Here is an 18628-nt window from a genome sequence, read left to right on the forward strand (position 1 = left end):
TCTTTTATGCTGATTTTTGCCAATACAAATCCAAAAAAGGCTTTGAATCTGTCTTCGTAGCAAAACTTTTTTATTTATTAAACTTCCCAAAATGCCATAAAACACCAGACGGATCGTGCAAAAAACACTCGCTTCCCCAATCAAAATGTTTCGTTGGAGTTAATTTCACTCCATATTTCTCCGTTAGATTGAGTTTCAAAAGTTCATTGTAATAATAATCTACATCTTCGACTTCCAGAAAAATCATTGTATTTTCGTTCCAGCTTTTATCGTAATAATCCTGAAGATAAAAGGCCAAATCTCCTGTTTTAAAAACAGAAAACTTAGGATCTAAAACGCCTTCTTCAAAACCTAAATCCTGATAGAAACTTCTGGAGATTTCAAAATCTTTGGCTCCAATAAACGGTCTGATTGATATTGCTTTATGTTTCATAATTCATGTCATAAAAATTAAAAATAGTATTATCAATAACTTTAACTTTAGAATACATCATAACTTTCTAAAACCTCAAAACCAAGTCCGCCTTTTTTTATATTAATTTTGACACTGTCTGCTGAACTAACTTTTTCTGTATCTCTAAATTTAAAGACAAGTTCTTTCTCAAAATCAAAATATTTAAATCTAACTAAAGGTTCTCTTTCACTTCGACTTCCTTTTGGTCCTGGCATTGAACTTTTTGCGATAATTTTTGCCTGATAATTTTTAACAACTGGATTTGCCAAATAATAATTTGCAGCCATAAATAAATAGCAACAAATAAAACCCCAGGATCCTAAATTCTGTAGTAGTGTGATAAAATTACCAGAAGTTGAATATATTTTTTTATAATGTTCATTACTAAAATAGAAACCAATAAAGCCAGTTCCTATTATAATAGAAATTGGTATGTATACTACAATTAGAGTTTTCCTAAAAATTTCAATTTCAAAAACAGCCAAAATAAGACCAATCATAAAAACAGAGAAATAGAAAAATTTCCATTTCCATTCTTTTTTTAATTCAGCGTTTTTTTGCACAGCTTTAACTTTCTTCATAAAAACGATTCTGCTCCTACAAATATTTTCTAAATCTTTACTAGTTTATAAAATCTGTAAACAAAGTTTTATTGCTCAAAACCAAGTTGTTTTCGTAAATCTAAATTTAAGCTGTATTGTTCCTGAACCGGAATTATTTTTCGCGAATTTTTATTAATGTCACTGCCTTCAGCCGTCCAAAGAAACGGATAAAAATTAAAAACCTGATCAGCTTTTAATTTTGAAACTTCTTCTCTCCATCCGTTCCATCTGTTCCCTTCATAAAATTTATCCAGATCATTATCAAAGCAAAATCCTAAAAACTCAGAATAGGTAATATCAAGCTGTTCATACTCTAAATTGTCCGGTGAAAAATAATAGATTTTCCCAACATCATTTCCTAATCCGCCTCCATTTAAAAGGTAAAAACCACCAATAGCATCATCTGCAATTAATAAAAAAGGAGGAGTTTCGCCAAACTCTTCAAACGATTTTCCTTTGTTCCAATCTGGCAGTGAACGATCAAATTTTGGACTTCCTGAGCCCAGAATTCTGATCCAGCCATCATCAATTAAAAGTCCGCCGGTCATAAAAACTACTGCCCCCATTGTTGAGCGCGTTGTAACCTGAATTTTATACAATGCGTCTTTGGCCTTTACGGCATCGACTGGTAGAATTTCAACCTTATTTTTTGCTGTATTAATCCAATCTTCTACAATTGCCCAACCTGGATCTTTTTTATCAATTAGTTCTTCAACCTTTTTCATTTTATTCTGTCCAATTGTTACAAATTTTATAAATATCAATTACAATTACTAGAAAATTTCTTTTCATTTATAATGCTATAAATGTATTTATTCTAACCTTTCTTCAAAATATTCCCTAACCCTCTTCCAATCTGCTCAATGGCTTCAAGACCTTTTGTTAATGGAGTTGCGGTAAAATCTTCGTAAGCATCCATCGAAGTTCCTTTACGGTCGTCTTGTGCATATACCAAAATGAGGTTATTGTCATTAAATGATTTTTCGAATTTTTGAGGTAATTTATCAAAGATTGACTGATACGAAACAGCACCTTTTCTGGCAAGATTAAAAACAATTAAGTCTGTTGTTTTAATTTCATCCGAAATAGATTCAAAATTGTCCCAATCCAAAATGCTTTTAAATCCAAGCTTGGCATTCAGTTTTAGATTATTTGCAATTTGCTGAATAGCCTGATGTGTTTTATATTCGGCATAAATGACAATCGGAATACTTAATTCTTGTGATAATCGACAGATTTTTTGCAATAATAAATGAAATCCAACTCCTCTTTCAGAAAAAGGCGGACAAATAAAAACCAGTCTCTTTTCTTCTATAAATGTTTTTTGAAACCTACAGATAAACAAACTTTTACCAACATTGTTGATAATTGAATCTACATTTTCACCAAAAATTTTATCCAGAAAACCTGTTTTTCTCGGCCAGCCTACAATCACAATATCCGACATGATTTCTTTAGAAGTTCTGGCAATTCCGCTCGCAGGATTATGATCAATTCTGGCGATCGTATTTATCTTCACCTCAGATGCTGATCCCTGAATAACAAATTTATCGACTGCTTTTCTATATTTTAAAATATTTTTTTCGGCCTGATCGTTATTGGGTACAATCGTTAACAACGTTACAGGATTTGCAGATTTTTTATCTTTTATTAAAAGTGCAAAGTCTAATAAACTGGCTGTTGCCGAAGTTTTAGCCAACGGAATCAAAATGTGCTCGTCCAGAATCTGATCACTGTTTGCTTCTTCATGCGAAACTTCTTCCTCGCAAATCGCGATTTTTTTAGCCGCTTTTTCAGTCGCAAACGAGGCTACAATACACGTAATCAAAATTAAGATAATGGTTCCGTTTAAGATATTTTCATCCAGAATCTGAGCTTTAAATCCAACCAGAATAACGGCAAGAGTTGCTGCAGCATGTGCACTGCTTAATCCGAAAATCAATTGTCGTTCGGTTTTAGTATATTTAAAAACAATCTGAGTAAAAAAGGCTGCGATCCATTTTCCAAAAATAGCTACAACACTCAATGTTCCTGCTACAATTAATGCTGTTGGCCCACTTAAAATGACACTAATGTCAACCAGCATTCCCACAGAAATCAGGAAAAACGGAATGAACAATGAATTTCCAATAAACTCAATTCGGTTCATCAATGCTGACGAATGCGGAATTAAAGGATTAAGTGCCAAACCGGCAACAAACGCTCCAATAATAGGCTCTACTCCTGCTACTTCGGCTAGAAACGCTGCAAAGAAAACCACAGAGAGTACAAAAATATAATGGGCGTGTTTTTCGCTTTCCAGTTTTTTAAAGAACCATTTTGCAATTCTTGGAATCACGAGGAACATAATAGCAGAAAAAATCGCCAGTGAAACACTTAATTTTATCCAAAAAGCCTGATTTAGGTTTCCCTGACTGCTTCCCATGATAACTGCCAGAATAATCAAAACGGCTGTATCGGTCAATATTGTACCTCCAACTGTTATAGCAACCGCCTGATTTTTGGCAATGCCAAGCTTACTTACAATAGGATATGCCACCAAAGTGTGTGTAGCAAACATACTCGCGGTTAAAAAACTCGCATTAAAATCATATTTCAGTAAATAAAAACAAACAGGAAATCCTATAGAAAGTGGGAGAATAAAAGTAAAAAAACCAAATAATAAACTTTTATTGCGGTTGGCTTTAAACTCGTTCATGTCTAGTTCCAAGCCTGCAATAAACATAATATACAAAAGCCCTATTGTAGAGAATAAATCAACGGCTGAATTTTTTGCCAGAATATTAAGTCCGTGAGGTCCAATGATCACACCAGAAATAATAAGCCCAATAATTCCAGGAATATTAATTTTTTTAAGTAAAATAGGCGACAAGAGAATAATGAAAAGTATTAACGAAAAAATCAATACTGGATTGCTAAGCGGTAATTCGAATTCTTGTAAAAAATGCTTGAAAAATTCTATCATAATGTAATTTTATCTTCTTAGTGGTATTTCAATTTTTCGTAAAAAGGCATCCAAATTAAAATGAAATGTAAGAAGTTATTAATTTTCGGATTTATGCTAAAAACAATAAAACCGGATTCTTTAGTGATTGCTTCATTACAAAAATACCTAAAAAAAATGCGAACTCTGAACGAAAACTGCATATTAAGCAATTAAATTTGTTTCGTTATCAAATTACTAAAATTTAATATTTATTTTAACAAAACTGCAACATTTACAAACGAAAATAAATGTTCATTGCATTATTCAATTATCTTTGTCTTAATAAATATTGCACAATGGAAGAATGTATCTCTGTTTTTGATATGCTTAAAATTGGCGTTGGTCCCTCAAGTTCGCATACTTTAGGGCCCTGGAGAGCCGCAGAACGTTTTTTAGAAGAGTTAAAAAACGAATCAATTTTAGACCAAATTAAACGTGTAAAAGTCGATTTATACGGATCACTTTCCTTAACTGGTAAAGGTCATGCTACCGATCTATCTGTAATGTTAGGTTTAAGCGGACAGGATCCTGAATATATTCCGGTCGAAAATATTGCCGGAATTATCAAAAATATCGAAGATAAAAACGAAATCAATTTGGCAAACCAATACCATATTCCTTTTTATTTTCTTCAGGATATTGTATTCAATAAAGAGTTTCTTCCTTTTCATGCCAACGGATTAAAATTCACGGCATACAAAAATGACGATTCTGAATATGAATCTACTTTTTACTCCATTGGAGGAGGCTTCGTGGTTAAAGAAGAACGGGAAAATGCCAAAATCAAAGAGGTGATAAAATGTGCGTTTCCGTTTCCGATTCAAAATGCGGTTGAACTTTTAAACTATACCGTTTCAGAAAACAAATCGATCTCTGAGATTGTTTATGAAAACGAAAAATCAATGCGTTCAGAAGCTGAAATTCACTCTGAATTGATGCGTATCTGGAATACGATGTTAGAATGTATGTACATTGGCTGTCATTCTGAAGGCATTCTTCCGGGCGGATTAAACGTACGCAGAAGGGCTTTTGATATGCACCAAAACTTAATAGGTTTATCGAATTATACAGATCCGCAAAGCTGGCTGGAAGAAATCAGAAAAACCGAAGTTAAATTTCGTCAGATCCTTAAATGGGTAAGTTGTTTTGCACTTGCCGTAAACGAAGTAAATGCGTCTCTGGGACGTGTTGTTACAGCGCCAACAAACGGAAGTGCAGGAGTTATCCCGGCAGTTTTAATGTATTATCTGGTGATTGAAAACCATAATGCAGGCGAAAAAGAAATCAAGCAATTCCTGATGGTTGCCGGAGAAATTGGAAGTATCTTTAAAAAAGGTTCTACGATTTCTGCTGCAATGGGCGGATGTCAGGCCGAAATTGGCGTTTCGTCATCAATGGCTGCTGCAGCGCTTTGCGAACTAATGGGCGGAACTCCTGCTCAGGTTTTAATGGCTGCCGAAATCGCTATGGAACATCACTTAGGTTTAACCTGTGACCCGATTGGAGGTTTGGTACAGATTCCGTGTATTGAAAGAAATACAATGGGTGCTATAAAAGCCATAAATGCTGCCGAATTAGCGCTTGAAACTGATTCCAAAAATGCCAAAGTTCCTTTAGACAAGGTTATCAATACGATGTGGCAAACTGCAAAAGACATGAATTCTAAATACAAGGAAACTTCTGAAGGAGGATTGGCAATTGCAGTAAACATGGCGGATTGCTAAAAAAAGTTTGCCACGAATTTTCACGAATTAAAATTTAACCTTTGCTTTACGCATATAAAAATTAGCGGAAATTCGTGGCAAACAAAAAAAATCAACTGAATGAAAAAATACCAATTTATAGCAGCATTCTTTTTATGCTCTGTTTTACTACATGCTCAGGAACGTTATTTCATTAATTCAGATACTCGCTTATATACTTCGGCAAATGCTTTTGATTTTTTAGGTTATTTTAAATATGGTGCCGAAATTCAGTTATTATCTGAAAGTAAAAACGGATGGTATAAAGTAAAAGCCGATAATTTATCTGAAGGTTATATCCCTGAAAAATATGTTGCCACCCGCCTGAATGCTAAAGATGTAAAAACCAAAGACCCCGAAAATCCAATATTAGACGGGGGAGATAATTACTACGGCGGAAACCATCTTTTTGTTTTAGTAGCCGGTTTAAAAGCCAGGGCATTACCCGATAAAAATTCAAAAATCAGAGAAATTTTATTTGCAGGAGATCCTGTAGCCATTAATTATTTACCTAAAAACCAGGAAGACTGGGTAAATATAAGCGGTCAGTTTAGTGATGAATATGCCCGATTTACACTCAGAAAATTTGTTGGCAAAAGACCTGATTTTAATTCTTTACTAAAAGACTTTGACAAGCTCGATGTTAGCAATATTACAGAACGCAAAACCATTGGCGAAAGACTTGTAGAACTAGCCTGGAATAGCGAGAAAGAAACTTTGGCTCCGGCTTATAAAAGATATTACGAAGTTGTAAAACAAATAAATGATCCTAAACTTCTTTCTGATACAGAACTAAATATGGCTGTAGCCAAAGGATTAGCCAAACATAAAAGCCCTGAAGAAGTTCTTGCCTTTGTTAAAAAATCTGAATTTGTTTTGAAAGGAGTAAGAACAAAATCCTGGTATTTTTCTCAAAAAGAGCTGATAAAAACATTTGGAAAGCCTCCAAAAAAGGCAAATGTAAGCGATGAATGCGGGATTTATTTAAGTGAGCTTTTTTATTATTATCCGGATTTAGAAGCATCTGTAGATGAACAAAAAAATCAGGCAGAAATAACGAAAGTTTTCATTAACGAAAACAATAAACTGATCTTAAACCCAAACGCAATATTAGATCATACCGTATCTGAAAAAGCATTTATCGAAAAATACGGGACTTATATCGATGCTTCGATAAAGGCGCCGCATATATATTCTATTCTTTTGGAAGACAGTCAATTCAGAGTCGAATTCAAAGACGGAAAACTTTTTTCTATCGAAATATTCTTCTATTGCTGATTCCAATCTATAATTATTCAATACTTTTACACCTTCAAAAAAAAACAAAATGTCAGTAGCAAAAAAAGATTATAAAAGAATCACAACAAAGTCATTAATCGAAATGAAAAGCAACGGAGAAAAAATCTCTATGTTAACTGCTTACGATTTTACAATGGCTAAAATTGTCGATACCGCAGGAGTCGATGTGATTTTAGTGGGCGATTCAGCATCAAATGTTATGGCAGGTCACGAAACGACATTGCCAATTACTTTAGATCAAATGATTTATCACGCTTCATCTGTAGTTCGTGCTGTCGAAAGAGCTTTGGTTGTGGTAGATTTGCCTTTTGGAAGTTACCAGTCTGACCCAAAAGAAGCTTTGCGTTCTGCAATCAGAATCATGAAAGAAAGCGGCGGACACGCTGTAAAACTTGAAGGAGGAAAAGAAATTAAAGAATCAATCAAAAAAATATTAAATGCAGGAATCCCGGTTATGGGACACTTGGGTTTAACACCGCAATCTATCTATAAATTTGGAACTTACAGCGTTCGTGCCAAAGAAGATCAGGAAGCCGAAAAACTAATCGAAGATGCAAAACTACTTGAAAAAGTAGGCTGTTTTGCCGTTGTTTTAGAAAAAATCCCTGCTGATCTTGCCAAAAAAGTAGCTGACAGTATCTCAATCCCGGTTATCGGAATTGGTGCCGGAGGCGGCGTAGACGGACAGGTTTTAGTGATTCATGATATGTTAGGAATGAATAATGAATTCAGCCCGCGTTTCTTACGTCGTTACTTAAATCTGTACGAAGAAATGACAAAAGCAATTGGTCAATATGCTGCTGATGTTAAATCTAGTGATTTTCCAAATGCTGGTGAACAATACTAGATAGATTTTTCGATTGTTGGATTTTTCGATTGCCGGAAGCAACTAGCTAAATAAATTAAAAATTATAATGCACAGATTTAAAGATTTGGAAATTTGGAAATCAAGTAGAAAATTCTGCTCTGAAATTTATAACATTACATCCAATTTCCCCGAATCAGAAAAATTCGGTTTAACCAATCAACTTCGTCGTGCTTCTGTGTCTGTACCTTCAAATATAGCAGAAGGATGTTCACGAAGCAGTAACAAAGATTTTTCAAGGTTTCTTGAAATTGCAATTGGTTCTATTTTTGAAATTGAAACTCAACTATTAATCTCTTTTGATTTAGGTTATATAAATCAGATCAAACTAGATGAATTGTGCTTTAATCTCGATAGAATTGTAAAAATGACATCAAAATTTAGATCTACTTTAACTTAAGTTTAGTCCAACAATCTAAAAATCCAATAATCTAAAAATCGATTTTGAAAATACTTTCTAACAAAAACAATCTCCAGATATTACACGAAGACAATCACATCATTGTGGTTAATAAACGTGTTGGTGATATTGTACAAGGTGATAAAACAGGTGACAAACCATTATCAGATATTGTAAAGGAATATATTAAAGACAAATACAATAAACCTGGTGACGTATTTCTGGGGGTGATTCATCGTTTAGACAGACCTACAACCGGAATTGTAGTTTTTGCAAGAACCAGTAAAGCGTTAACCAGAATGAACGAAATGTTCAGTAATCGTGAAACGCAGAAAACCTATTGGGCAGTGGTAAAAAATAAACCTTCCGAAACATCTGCCAAATTAGTTCATTACTTAAAAAGAAACGAAAAGAACAATACTTCGAAAGCGCATTTAAAAGAAGTTCCTGATAGCAAACTGGCAAGTCTGGATTATAAGATCATTAAAGAACTTCAAAATTACACCGCACTCGAAATCAATTTACATACGGGTCGCCATCATCAAATTCGTGCACAGTTGGCAGCAATTGGCTCTCCAATAAAAGGCGATCTAAAATATGGTTTTGACCGAAGTAATCCTGATGGCGGAATTCATCTTCATGCCCGAAAATTAGTTTTCATTCATCCTGTTTCCAAAGAGAACATTACAATCATAGCACCAACTCCGGACGAAACCATCTGGAACGCCATTTGATTTTATGATTAAATTGTTAATTTTTTAATTTTTATCGATTAACTTGCATACACTAAAAAAACAAGTTGATCATAAAATGGACTTTAAAAACGACATCGGATACAGAAAAGAAACGCTCAAAAAATTGTTGTACAACATTCAAAAAAGCGAAGACTTAATTGTAAAAGCTTTGTACGATGATTTTAAAAAGCCGGAATTTGAAGCTGTTTTAACCGAGACAAATTATGTCATTTCGGAACTTAAAGACACGATCAAAAACATCAACAAATGGGCAAAACGAAAACGTGTTTTTCCGTCAATCCTTAACTTTCCTTCTACAGATTATATTTTTAAAGAACCTTACGGAAACGTATTGGTAATTGCTCCCTGGAATTATCCGTTTCAATTGGCATTATGCCCTTTAATTTCTGCCGTAGCAGCAGGAAACAGAGTCGTTTTGAAACCGTCAGAACTTACACCGCATACCTCCGCCATTATAACCAAAATCATCGAAAAAACATTTCATGTTAATCATGTTGAAGTTTTTGAAGGCGGAGTCGAAGTCTCGAATAAACTTCTGGCGCAACGTTGGGATTATATATTCTTTACCGGAAGTGTCGCTGTTGGAAAAATAGTCGCCAGAGCCGCAGCAGAAAATTTAACCCCTGTTACTCTTGAACTGGGCGGAAAAAACCCTTGTATAATTGATGAAACTTCTAATTTAAAACTAGCGGCCAAACGTATCGTATGGGGAAAATTTATTAATGCAGGTCAGACTTGTATTGCACCGGATTATATCGTGATCCAAAAGAATATGAAAGTCAATTTTATTTCTTTTTTAATAGAAGAAATCATAAAAGCATATGGCAAAAAAATGGAAAAATCTCCGGATTTTGCCCGTATCATCAACACCAAAAACTGGGTTAGACTGGACAGTATGATTGAACGCGAAAAAGTAATTTTTGGCGGAGAAACTGATGCCGAAAAGTTATATATCTCTCCCACTCTGATTGAGGACCCGGCTTTAGACAGTCCTGTCATGAAAGAAGAAATATTTGGACCTATTTTACCAATTCTTACTTACGAAACAGAATCTGAAATTCATAACATCGTCAGTCAATATGAGAAACCTCTTGCATTTTATGTTTTTAGTGAAAATAAATCATTTGCAAAAAAACTTATTACAACCTACTCTTTTGGAGGCGGATGTATTAATGATACTGTCGTTCATTTTTCCAATAAAAGACTGCCTTTTGGCGGTGTAGGACATAGTGGTATCGGGGCTTATCATGGTCAGTTGAGCTTTGATATTTTTTCACATCATAAAGCAGTTGTAAAAAAAGCAAACTGGCTGGATCTTCCTATGCGTTATGCACCTTACAAAGACAAACTGGCATCATTAAAGCGATTATTAGACTGGATGTAGAAAATGAGTAATGTTTTTTAGATTTTTAAGCGAATTTGATTAAAAATATTATATTTACGTTTGCTTAACCATTACAAATCACAAAAAACATAAAATAATTCTACTCAGTCAAAATGAAATCTATACCAGATCAAATCGAAGACATTAAAAATCATGGTTATGCCTTAGATTTTTCAAATGTCTTTAACTATGCTTTTGAAAACTATAAAAAAATAGCGCTTTACGCAGGATTAATATTATTGGTTTTTTCAGTATTTTTTGGCTTCATAGCTTATAGTATTTTAGTGACAATTTTTGGTGTTGACAAAATAAGCAATCCTGAATTTTTCAACATACAGCCTCAGCATTTATCACAGCTTCAACTGGCATATTATATTATTGGCTCATCACTGATATCGGCATTGTTTAGCCCTTTTAGTGCCGGATTTCTAAAAATGGCAGACTGTGCACAAAAAGACGAGGAGTTTAAAGTAGCAACCATTTTTACCTACTACAAAACACATCATTTTTTTCAAATTTTCCTTTCCACTTTACTGATTTCATTAATTGGTGGCGGAATATCGACATTGTTAGAACTTTTCAAGCTAAATTTCTTAGGCTTTATCATTTCTCTGTCTATTTCTTTTTTCACCTTTTTAACGATTCCGCTTATTGTATTCGGAAACTTAAAAGCCCTGAACGCTATAAAATCAAGTTTCATCCTTATATCTAAACAACCATTAATATTATTAGCCTTAATCATTACCATTATTGGGGCTATACTTGTTGGTTTTTGCGGATTTTGTATTGGAGTACTCTTTACAATCCCGTTTAGCTATTCGATGACTTATGCAATATATTGTGCCATTTTTAAAGTTGACAAAGAAGATCCAATTGACGCTATCGGAAAATCGGATTTTTAAAAAATAGAAAGTTCTGAACAACACGAGCCTTACCTACTCGGTCTGAATTTTCAAAAAGCCATTTTTACTAAACCAAACATACCCCAAATTCTATGGTAGCAAACTGTAGTCTTTTTAAGTCGTTGATTTCAGGAATTACCGCAATTGGTAATACCTTAAAATCAATTATAACAAATTGGTATGTTTTTAACTCTGAAATAATCTTTTACAACAATCCTAAACTAATCATTTTAGGTCTCGCTTTATTAGGTTTTTTAGGAATTCTGGTTTATCAGTTCTTTAAAATTAAATCCCGGATAGGTTATTTTATCGAAAAGAAACTCGAAACAGAAACTGTAAACAGAGAATATCAGCTCTATATCCTGTTTTTTGGTATTGCAGTAATTGTAATCGAAATTATCAACGAAATTTTTAAAATCCGGCCAAAAAGCCTCTTGATCACAAACGTATCTATTGGCTTTGCTGTTCTGCTTATTTATGTTATAACAGAAAAAGTAAAATTTTTGCGTGACAAAGTTCAGCCACTATTCATATTCTTTTTCTTCATCTATATCTTTTACGTTGCCCACAATATTATTTTTCTGCGAAATGATATTGTTCCCATTATCGTTTTTTTAATCTCTTTTTACTTTTCCTACAGTGTTTTAAAACCCATAAAAATATACTGGCTTTTTGTAGGCTTAGTGTTTACCTTCCTTATTACTACTGTCATTTTTCATTTGATTTCTGTAAAATCATCTATACTGCTTATCAATTTTTGCATCCTGATATTTATAATCAATCAGGTAAAATATGCCGTTTTGCTTAATAATCGTGATAATTTCAGGTTTACAAACGAAATTGTACATAAAGGAAATTCGCTTACAATAGCTACAAACCATAAAAATGAAGTCTTATTTTGCAGTGAAACGATAACCGCAATATTAGGTTATTTACCGGATGAAGTTATGGGATCCCGATTCTGGAAACTGACAAAAGAAATTGATTCTAATTCGATACAAACCTTCAATTATCCGGAAAACACGCTTTATATCCGGAAATTAAAAAGCAAAAACGGAGAATACAAATACATCCAATGGAAAGATAAAAAATTCTCTGACGATCTTATAATCAGTATTGGCCAGGATGTTACCGAACAAATTATCGTTCGGGACCAATACAAAAATCTGATTCAGACGGCTACAGATATTATTTTCGAAATTGATTCTGACGGATATTTTACGTTTATAAACGATTTTGGGTTCTCGATTTTAGGTTATGCCGAAAGCGAAATTATTTCGCAGCACTACTCCAATTTCATCCATGAAAATTACCAGCGAAATGCCGTTGATTTTTACGAAAACCTGGAACTCAACGAAAACAATTTTCCAACCATAGAAATTCCGATCTTAAAGAAAAACGGAAAAAAACTATGGATTTCACAAAAGATCATTGTACGCAAAAATGATTTAGGACAAACAATTGGATTTGCCGGAATAGCCCGTGATATTACCGACATCAGAAACATCGAAAACGAGAAAAAAAAGCGCCTTAAAAAAATTGAAGCTTATAATAATTCGACCAATAAATTATCAACCACAGATTTTAGCAGATATGACAATCTAGACATTGTTATTGATTATATTATTAAAGAAGCTGCATCTGTAACAAAAACAAACCGGGTTAGTTTCTGGAAATATTACAAAGATGTAATTAGCTGCAAAAACTTATTCAGTATTGATAATCAAAATCTGAACGATAAAAACATTCTTGACAAAGAATCATATCCAATCTATTTTGAAACATTAAAAAGCAAAGCTATTATCAATGCTCCCGATGTTTTCAACAAACTAGAAACATCAGAATTTCAAAGACTGTATTTTACCAAAAATCACATTAAATCAATGCTGGATGTTCCGATTTTTTTAAACGGGCAATTGGCAGGTGTAATTTGTTTTGAAAGTACCGAAGAAAAAAGGGATTGGGATAACGAAGACATTAATTACGCCCGAACCATTGCCGATGTGATTTCGCTTGCGATTTCATCCCAAATGCGGTTAGAAGCTGAACGCAGGTTAGAATTTAAAAGTCAGTTACTCTCTGCACTGTCACTTTGTACCGAAAAGTTTTTGATGAGTAAAACAACTCAGGAAATGTTTCAGGAAACCTATGATATAATAGGAAAAGCAGCAAAAGTAGATCATATGTATTACTACGAAAAAGAGTTTACAAATGATACTGTAAGTCAAAAATACAAATGGTCCAGACAAGGAGTAGCACATCAGATTACAAAAACGCAACCGCTTACAAAAGATCATCTAAAAGAAATTTACGAAGCTGCTGCTAACAAAAAAATTGTCAATACACATACCCGAAAACTTCAGGATACTTTTTTCAGGCAGTTACTAATGGACAACGAAATCAAATCGATCCTGATTTTGCCGCTTTATATCAACGATATTTTTACAGGATTTATAGGCTTTGATGACTGTACCAAAGAAAGAAAATGGTCTGAAGAAGAAATTTATATTTTTCAGGTTCTGGCCAATAACATCTCATCAGCTCTGGAACGAAACCAGAAAGAAACAAAAATTATCGAAAGTGAAGAGAAGTTCAAATTAATCGCTAACAATATTCCGGGTACCGTTTATTTATCAAAATTTGATGCCTTTTCGACTAAAATATTCCTTAACGATGAAGTTTTAAATCTGACAGGTTACTCCAAATCAGAATTTATCGAAAATAATTTATCGTTTTTATCATTGATTCATCCTGATGATAAAGATGAAGTCATCAACAGTCAGATTGACAATCTACAAAGCGGAATGCCTTTGCATAACGTTTATCGTATTCGAAAAAAAACCGGCGAATTTATTTGGGTAGAAGAATTTGGAGACGTGATTAAAAAAGGAGACGAGATCGAATTTGTGGGTGGAATTTACTTTGATATTACCAACAAAAAAGAAACCGAAGACGCGATAAAAGCCAAACAACTGGCGGAAGCCGCCAATAAATCGAAATCAGACTTTCTCGCCAATATGTCGCATGAAATCAGAACACCGCTAAACGGTATTATTGGGTTTACACATTTACTGATGAAAACTGAACTTGAAGAAATTCAGGAAAAGTACATGACAACCATCAATCAGTCAGCACATTCGTTGTTGGAGATTATAAACGATATTCTTGATTTTTCTAAAATCGAAGCCGGAAAACTGGAACTTTTCATTGATTTGTATGATATTAAAAAAGTATTGGGTCAGGTTTTCGATCTAATTGTTTACGAATCCAATCAAAAAAATCTTGAATTAGAACTCAATGTAGATCCTGATGTTCCTAAATACATCTGGACAGATATTGTAAGGATCAAACAAATTTTAATCAATTTACTTTCAAACGCAGTAAAATTTACCAATGAAGGTTCAATTAAATTAAATGTTTCTGTTTTATCCAAAAGCAAAAACAACAATTACACCATTCGATTCTCTGTCATTGATACCGGAATTGGAATCCTGGAAAAAAATCAGAAAAAAATCTTTAAAGCTTTCTCTCAGGAAGATAGCTCCACAACGAGAAAATTTGGAGGAACCGGTTTAGGGTTAACCATTTCTAATCAGTTATTAGCCTTAATGGACAGTAAACTACAACTGGAAAGCAAAATTGATATTGGTAGTAATTTTTACTTTGATCTGAATTTAAAAACAAGCAATCAAAGCATTAACGAAAAGTACAATGCCGAGCTTAAAAAAATAAATCTCGAATTAAGCACCAATAATATCAACCACAATCAAAAAAACATTACGTTTTTAATTGTAGAAGACAACAAAGTAAACATGCTGCTTTTAAAAACTATTATTAAAAATCTGTATAACAGTGCTTATATTTATGAATGTGAAAACGGTTATGATGCTGTAAGCCAATTTGAAAAGATCAATCCGGACCTGGTTTTCATGGATATTCAAATGCCTATTATGAATGGTTATGAAACTACAAAAGCCATCCGAAATACCAAAACTGGAAAAGATATTCCGATAATTGCCGTAACCGCAGGTGCAGAAAAAGAAGAACGAAACAAATGTTTATCTGCCGGAATGGACGATTATATTTCAAAACCAATCATGAAAGGCATCGTTGAAGAAGCTTTGGTAAAATGGTTAAAATAGTTAAAACTTAATAGCATCTCTTATCCTATTATTCCCAAAAAAAATATAAATTCGTATAACATTAAGAACACAATAAGCTAAAATACAACATTATATGAAATGGCAAGGCAGAAGACAAAGTGATAACGTAGAAGACAGAAGAGGTATCTCTGGCGGAAAAGTAGCCGTTGGAGGTGGAATTATTGGTATTATAATTTTATTACTAAATGTTTTTGGTGGTGAAACCGGCCAGACTATAGGAAATGTATTAGAACAAGTACAAGGCGGACAACAACAAACTGAAGCTGCTGCTCCGTTAAGCAAAGAAGACGAGGAAATGGGGAATTTTGTTCGTGTTATCCTTGCCGATAATGAAGACATTTGGGGTAAAATATTTGCGGAGAACGGAATGACTTATAAAAATCCAAAATTAGTCCTTTTTAGAGGTTCGGTAAATACAGCTTGTGGCGGTGCATCATCCGCATCAGGGCCTTTTTATTGTCCGGGAGATCAAAAAGTATATATGGATTTAGGCTTCTTTGAGGAACTAAAAAATAAATTTGGAGCTAAGGGTGGTGATTTTGCCATTGCGTACGTTATAGCGCATGAAATTGGCCATCACGTGCAAACCTTACTGGGAACCTCAGCAAAAATGCATCAGGCACAACAAGGAAAAAGCGAAGCCGAAGCTAATAAACTATCTGTAGCCTTAGAATTACAAGCTGATTTCTATGCCGGAGTCTGGACACATTATAATCAGGAAAATTTAGATACCGGAGATATCGAAGAAGCTCTAAGTGCTGCCAATGCTGTTGGTGACGATGCGATTCAAAGTAAGATGCAGGGACATGTGGTTCCCGATTCTTTCACGCACGGAACTTCAGAGCAAAGAATGTACTGGTTTAAAAAAGGTTTTAAAACCGGAGACATCAAACAAGGGAATACCTTTGATGAAATAAGATAATTCACAAACCAAACTATAATAACCAAAAAAGCACAACTTAACCGTTGTGCTTTTTTATTGTTCAATTTTGTTTACTGTTGAAAACAAAAAAAGCCTTGAATTTCTTCAAGGCTTTAAATTTCTGGGTGGCTGACCGGGTTCGAACCGGCGACCCGCGGCACCACAAACCGCTACTCTAACCAGCTGAGCTACAACCACCATTTTTGCTTAGCGAGTGCAAATATAGAACAAAGGTTGAGTTCTACAAAGAAAAAAATGAAAAATTTACAATAAATTTTCTAAACTATTGACTGCCAAACATCTTTCAACAGTAAAACCTTCGGCAAAATCTTTACCAACCAATCTTCCTAAGTCCTGCGCACGATAGTTTAAACTCTCAAAGAAGTTTTTACTTGTAATTGGCGTTACAGGTTCTTTTGAATCCGGATCATAAAACTGTGTTTTGTATGCCATAATCGCTTCAACCTTTTTCTTTTCGAAACCGGTAATATCAACTACAAAGTCAGGCTGAATGTTTTTCCACTGAATATAGTGATACACCACCTTTGGTCTCCATGCTTCCTGATTCACTCCGTCGATCGAAGTTTCGATTTTCATTAATCCTGATAAAAAGCAGGCATCCGAAACTAATTTACTTCCTTTTCCGTGGTCAATATGGCGATCATCAATCGCATTACACAATACAATTTCCGGTTTATATTTTCGGATCATTTTAATCACTTCCAGCTGATGTTTTTCGTCATTGGTAAAAAAACCATCACGCATTGCCAGATTTTCGCGCACTAAAACGCCTAAAATCTTTGCTGCAGCTTTTGCCTCTTCATCTCTGATTTCTGCCGTACCACGCGTTCCTAATTCGCCACGCGTTAAATCAACGATTCCAACTTTCTTTCCAAGAGAAACTTCTTTTAAAATCGTTCCCGCACAACCCAATTCTACATCATCAGGATGTGCCCCAAAAGCTAATATGTCTAATTTCATAATTTTTAATATCAATGTCAAAAATCAATTTCAATTACAATTTTCTAAAATTAAAATTGATTTTTTATCTATACTCTTTATTCTATTTTCTGTGTTCTATGTTCTATTTTCTATTTTCAAAACCCTTTTCATCGTCATGGATTTATTGACGCTTTCCTCCCATTCTTTTTCAGGAATACTTTCTTTTGTAATACCGCATCCCATATACAAAATCGCTTTATTATCCTGAATTTGCATACTTCGTAAATTTACAAATAAATCAGAACTAATGTCACTATGGGCAAAGCTGCTGTTTAATTCGCCCAGAAAACCGGTATAAAACGTTCTGTCGTAATTTTCATTTTCTACAATGAATACTTTTGCTTTTTTCTTGGGCAAACCACAAACCGCAGGCGTTGGATGCAATGTGTCGATTACTTCTTCTAATGTCGAATTATCATTCAGTACGCCTGAGATATCTGTTTTAATATGCCAGATCGATCCTGCTTTTACACTATACGGTTCTGTTACATTTACTGATGAAGCTACTTCGCGGAGTCTTTTTACAATAAAGTCCGTAACATATTGCTGCTCGTCTTTTTCTTTTTGCTGCCAGGAAATATCACTTTCCAGCGTTGCTTTTTGCGTTCCTGCCAAAGCCATCGTTTCAAAAACATTTCCGTTAGCTTTTAATAATTGTTCAGGTGTTGCGCCCATCCAGAATCCAACTTCAGGATGAAAAAAACAATACGAAAAAGTCGTTGGGTACAATTCGATCAAATGCTGAAAAGTGGCTACAAAATCAAATCCTGCCAAATTAACCTCTTCTCTTCTGGACAAAACCACTTTCTTGAATTCGTCATTCTTAATCGCTTCAACTCCTTTTGCAACTAAACTTTCATACTGCATTTTAGCTGCTGTATCAAAATTCAGATCATCTATTTCGACAGGTTCAAAAGTAAGATCCAATTGCTCTGTTGTAATAATTTCAGATTCATTCTCCGGAATCAAAATCAGTTGTTTCTCATCAAAAGAAGCAAAAACAAAACCTTTCTCTTTATAGTCAGAGATTTTATGCAAAGTATTGTTTTGCTGTAAAAGTCCAAAAATGCTAGTCGAATTAGGCTTAGAATACATCACAAAAGGTAAATGCTTTTTGTAATGTTGTTTTATTTTAGAAAAAAAGTCATTCAT

At 34.1% G+C, this 18628-nt stretch carries 15 protein-coding genes and 1 tRNA gene; 9 read left to right on the forward strand and 7 right to left on the reverse strand.

The genetic code is table 11. The features are described 5' to 3' along the window. Positions 1-70: 70 nt before the first annotated feature. The 4 genes from A4F88_RS11835 to A4F88_RS11850 all read right to left on the reverse strand — a co-directional run bounded on the left by A4F88_RS11835 (position 71) and on the right by A4F88_RS11850 (position 4021). Positions 71-433, reverse strand: coding sequence for a VOC family protein (locus A4F88_RS11835; protein WP_068842822.1), 363 nt, complete (start codon positions 431-433; stop codon positions 71-73). Between the two features lie 47 nt (positions 434-480). Then, the gene (locus A4F88_RS11840; protein ID WP_068842823.1) at positions 481-1035 is read right to left on the reverse strand and encodes a hypothetical protein; all 555 of its coding nucleotides are present in this window, start codon (positions 1033-1035) and stop codon (positions 481-483) included. A gap of 68 nt (positions 1036-1103) precedes the next feature. Then, positions 1104-1781, reverse strand: coding sequence for a DUF2625 domain-containing protein (locus A4F88_RS11845; protein ID WP_068842824.1), 678 nt, complete (start codon positions 1779-1781; stop codon positions 1104-1106). A gap of 92 nt (positions 1782-1873) precedes the next feature. Then, entirely contained in the window at positions 1874-4021 is a 2148-nt protein-coding gene (locus A4F88_RS11850; RefSeq protein WP_068842825.1) for a cation:proton antiporter, read from the reverse strand. A 317-nt stretch (positions 4022-4338) separates the two neighbouring features. On the opposite strand from A4F88_RS11850, the gene A4F88_RS11855 reads away from it, so the two are divergent. The 9 genes from A4F88_RS11855 (at position 4339) to ypfJ (ending at position 16474) form a co-directional block, all read left to right on the forward strand. Further along, positions 4339-5766 (forward strand): L-serine ammonia-lyase, encoded by a 1428-nt coding sequence (locus A4F88_RS11855; protein ID WP_068842826.1) that lies wholly within the window; start codon positions 4339-4341, stop codon positions 5764-5766. Positions 5767-5865: 99 nt separating this feature from the next. After that, positions 5866-7062: an SH3 domain-containing protein gene (locus A4F88_RS11860; protein ID WP_068842827.1), complete on the forward strand. Its 1197-nt coding sequence runs from the start codon at positions 5866-5868 to the stop codon at positions 7060-7062. A 49-nt stretch (positions 7063-7111) separates the two neighbouring features. Continuing rightward, complete coding sequence (gene panB, locus A4F88_RS11865; RefSeq protein WP_068842828.1) at positions 7112-7930, forward strand: 3-methyl-2-oxobutanoate hydroxymethyltransferase; 819 nt, start codon at positions 7112-7114, stop codon at positions 7928-7930. Between the two features lie 67 nt (positions 7931-7997). After that, positions 7998-8348, forward strand: coding sequence for a four helix bundle protein (locus A4F88_RS11870; protein WP_068842829.1), 351 nt, complete (start codon positions 7998-8000; stop codon positions 8346-8348). A 44-nt stretch (positions 8349-8392) separates the two neighbouring features. Beyond that, positions 8393-9082, forward strand: a complete 690-nt coding sequence (locus tag A4F88_RS11875; protein ID WP_068842830.1) for an RluA family pseudouridine synthase — start codon at positions 8393-8395, stop codon at positions 9080-9082. A 76-nt stretch (positions 9083-9158) separates the two neighbouring features. Continuing rightward, positions 9159-10487 carry an aldehyde dehydrogenase gene (locus A4F88_RS11880; RefSeq protein ID WP_068842831.1) on the forward strand — a complete coding sequence of 443 codons (1329 nt, stop codon included), beginning with the start codon at positions 9159-9161 and terminating at the stop codon, positions 10485-10487. A 113-nt stretch (positions 10488-10600) separates the two neighbouring features. After that, positions 10601-11389: a hypothetical protein gene (locus tag A4F88_RS11885; protein WP_068842832.1), complete on the forward strand. Its 789-nt coding sequence runs from the start codon at positions 10601-10603 to the stop codon at positions 11387-11389. A gap of 92 nt (positions 11390-11481) precedes the next feature. Beyond that, positions 11482-15531 (forward strand): PAS domain S-box protein, encoded by a 4050-nt coding sequence (locus tag A4F88_RS11890; protein WP_068842833.1) that lies wholly within the window; start codon positions 11482-11484, stop codon positions 15529-15531. 94 nt (positions 15532-15625) lie between these two features. Continuing rightward, the gene (gene ypfJ / locus A4F88_RS11895; protein WP_068842834.1) at positions 15626-16474 is read left to right on the forward strand and encodes a KPN_02809 family neutral zinc metallopeptidase; all 849 of its coding nucleotides are present in this window, start codon (positions 15626-15628) and stop codon (positions 16472-16474) included. Between the two features lie 124 nt (positions 16475-16598). On the opposite strand, the gene A4F88_RS11900 is transcribed toward ypfJ, so the two are convergent. From A4F88_RS11900 to A4F88_RS11910, 3 genes are all read right to left on the reverse strand, one after another. Beyond that, positions 16599-16672 (reverse strand) — tRNA-His (locus tag A4F88_RS11900). Positions 16673-16738: 66 nt separating this feature from the next. Beyond that, entirely contained in the window at positions 16739-17455 is a 717-nt protein-coding gene (gene bshB1 / locus A4F88_RS11905; protein ID WP_068842835.1) for a bacillithiol biosynthesis deacetylase BshB1, read from the reverse strand. Between the two features lie 96 nt (positions 17456-17551). Continuing rightward, complete coding sequence (locus tag A4F88_RS11910; protein WP_068842836.1) at positions 17552-18628, reverse strand: chorismate-binding protein; 1077 nt, start codon at positions 18626-18628, stop codon at positions 17552-17554.

The sequence above is a fragment of the Flavobacterium chilense genome (genome assembly GCF_001602525.1).
GTDB classification, from domain to species: Bacteria; Bacteroidota; Bacteroidia; order Flavobacteriales; family Flavobacteriaceae; genus Flavobacterium; species Flavobacterium chilense.

Bases quoted from the DNA above. Each gene is read 5' to 3' on its own strand.
- A4F88_RS11835 (WP_068842822.1), bottom strand. From the start codon at position 433: ATGAAACATAAAGCAATATCAATCAGACCGTTTATTGGAGCCAAAGAT.
- A4F88_RS11840 (WP_068842823.1), bottom strand. From the start codon at position 1,035: ATGAAGAAAGTTAAAGCTGTGCAAAAAAACGCTGAATTAAAAAAAGAA.
- A4F88_RS11845 (WP_068842824.1), bottom strand. From the start codon at position 1,781: ATGAAAAAGGTTGAAGAACTAATTGATAAAAAAGATCCAGGTTGGGCA.
- A4F88_RS11850 (WP_068842825.1), bottom strand. From the start codon at position 4,021: ATGATAGAATTTTTCAAGCATTTTTTACAAGAATTCGAATTACCGCTT.
- A4F88_RS11855 (WP_068842826.1), top strand. From the start codon at position 4,339: ATGGAAGAATGTATCTCTGTTTTTGATATGCTTAAAATTGGCGTTGGT.
- A4F88_RS11860 (WP_068842827.1), top strand. From the start codon at position 5,866: ATGAAAAAATACCAATTTATAGCAGCATTCTTTTTATGCTCTGTTTTA.
- panB (WP_068842828.1), top strand. From the start codon at position 7,112: ATGTCAGTAGCAAAAAAAGATTATAAAAGAATCACAACAAAGTCATTA.
- A4F88_RS11870 (WP_068842829.1), top strand. From the start codon at position 7,998: ATGCACAGATTTAAAGATTTGGAAATTTGGAAATCAAGTAGAAAATTC.
- A4F88_RS11880 (WP_068842831.1), top strand. From the start codon at position 9,159: ATGGACTTTAAAAACGACATCGGATACAGAAAAGAAACGCTCAAAAAA.
- A4F88_RS11885 (WP_068842832.1), top strand. From the start codon at position 10,601: ATGAAATCTATACCAGATCAAATCGAAGACATTAAAAATCATGGTTAT.
- A4F88_RS11890 (WP_068842833.1), top strand. From the start codon at position 11,482: ATGGTAGCAAACTGTAGTCTTTTTAAGTCGTTGATTTCAGGAATTACC.
- ypfJ (WP_068842834.1), top strand. From the start codon at position 15,626: ATGAAATGGCAAGGCAGAAGACAAAGTGATAACGTAGAAGACAGAAGA.
- bshB1 (WP_068842835.1), bottom strand. From the start codon at position 17,455: ATGAAATTAGACATATTAGCTTTTGGGGCACATCCTGATGATGTAGAA.
- A4F88_RS11910 (WP_068842836.1), bottom strand. From the start codon at position 18,628: ATGAATGACTTTTTTTCTAAAATAAAACAACATTACAAAAAGCATTTA.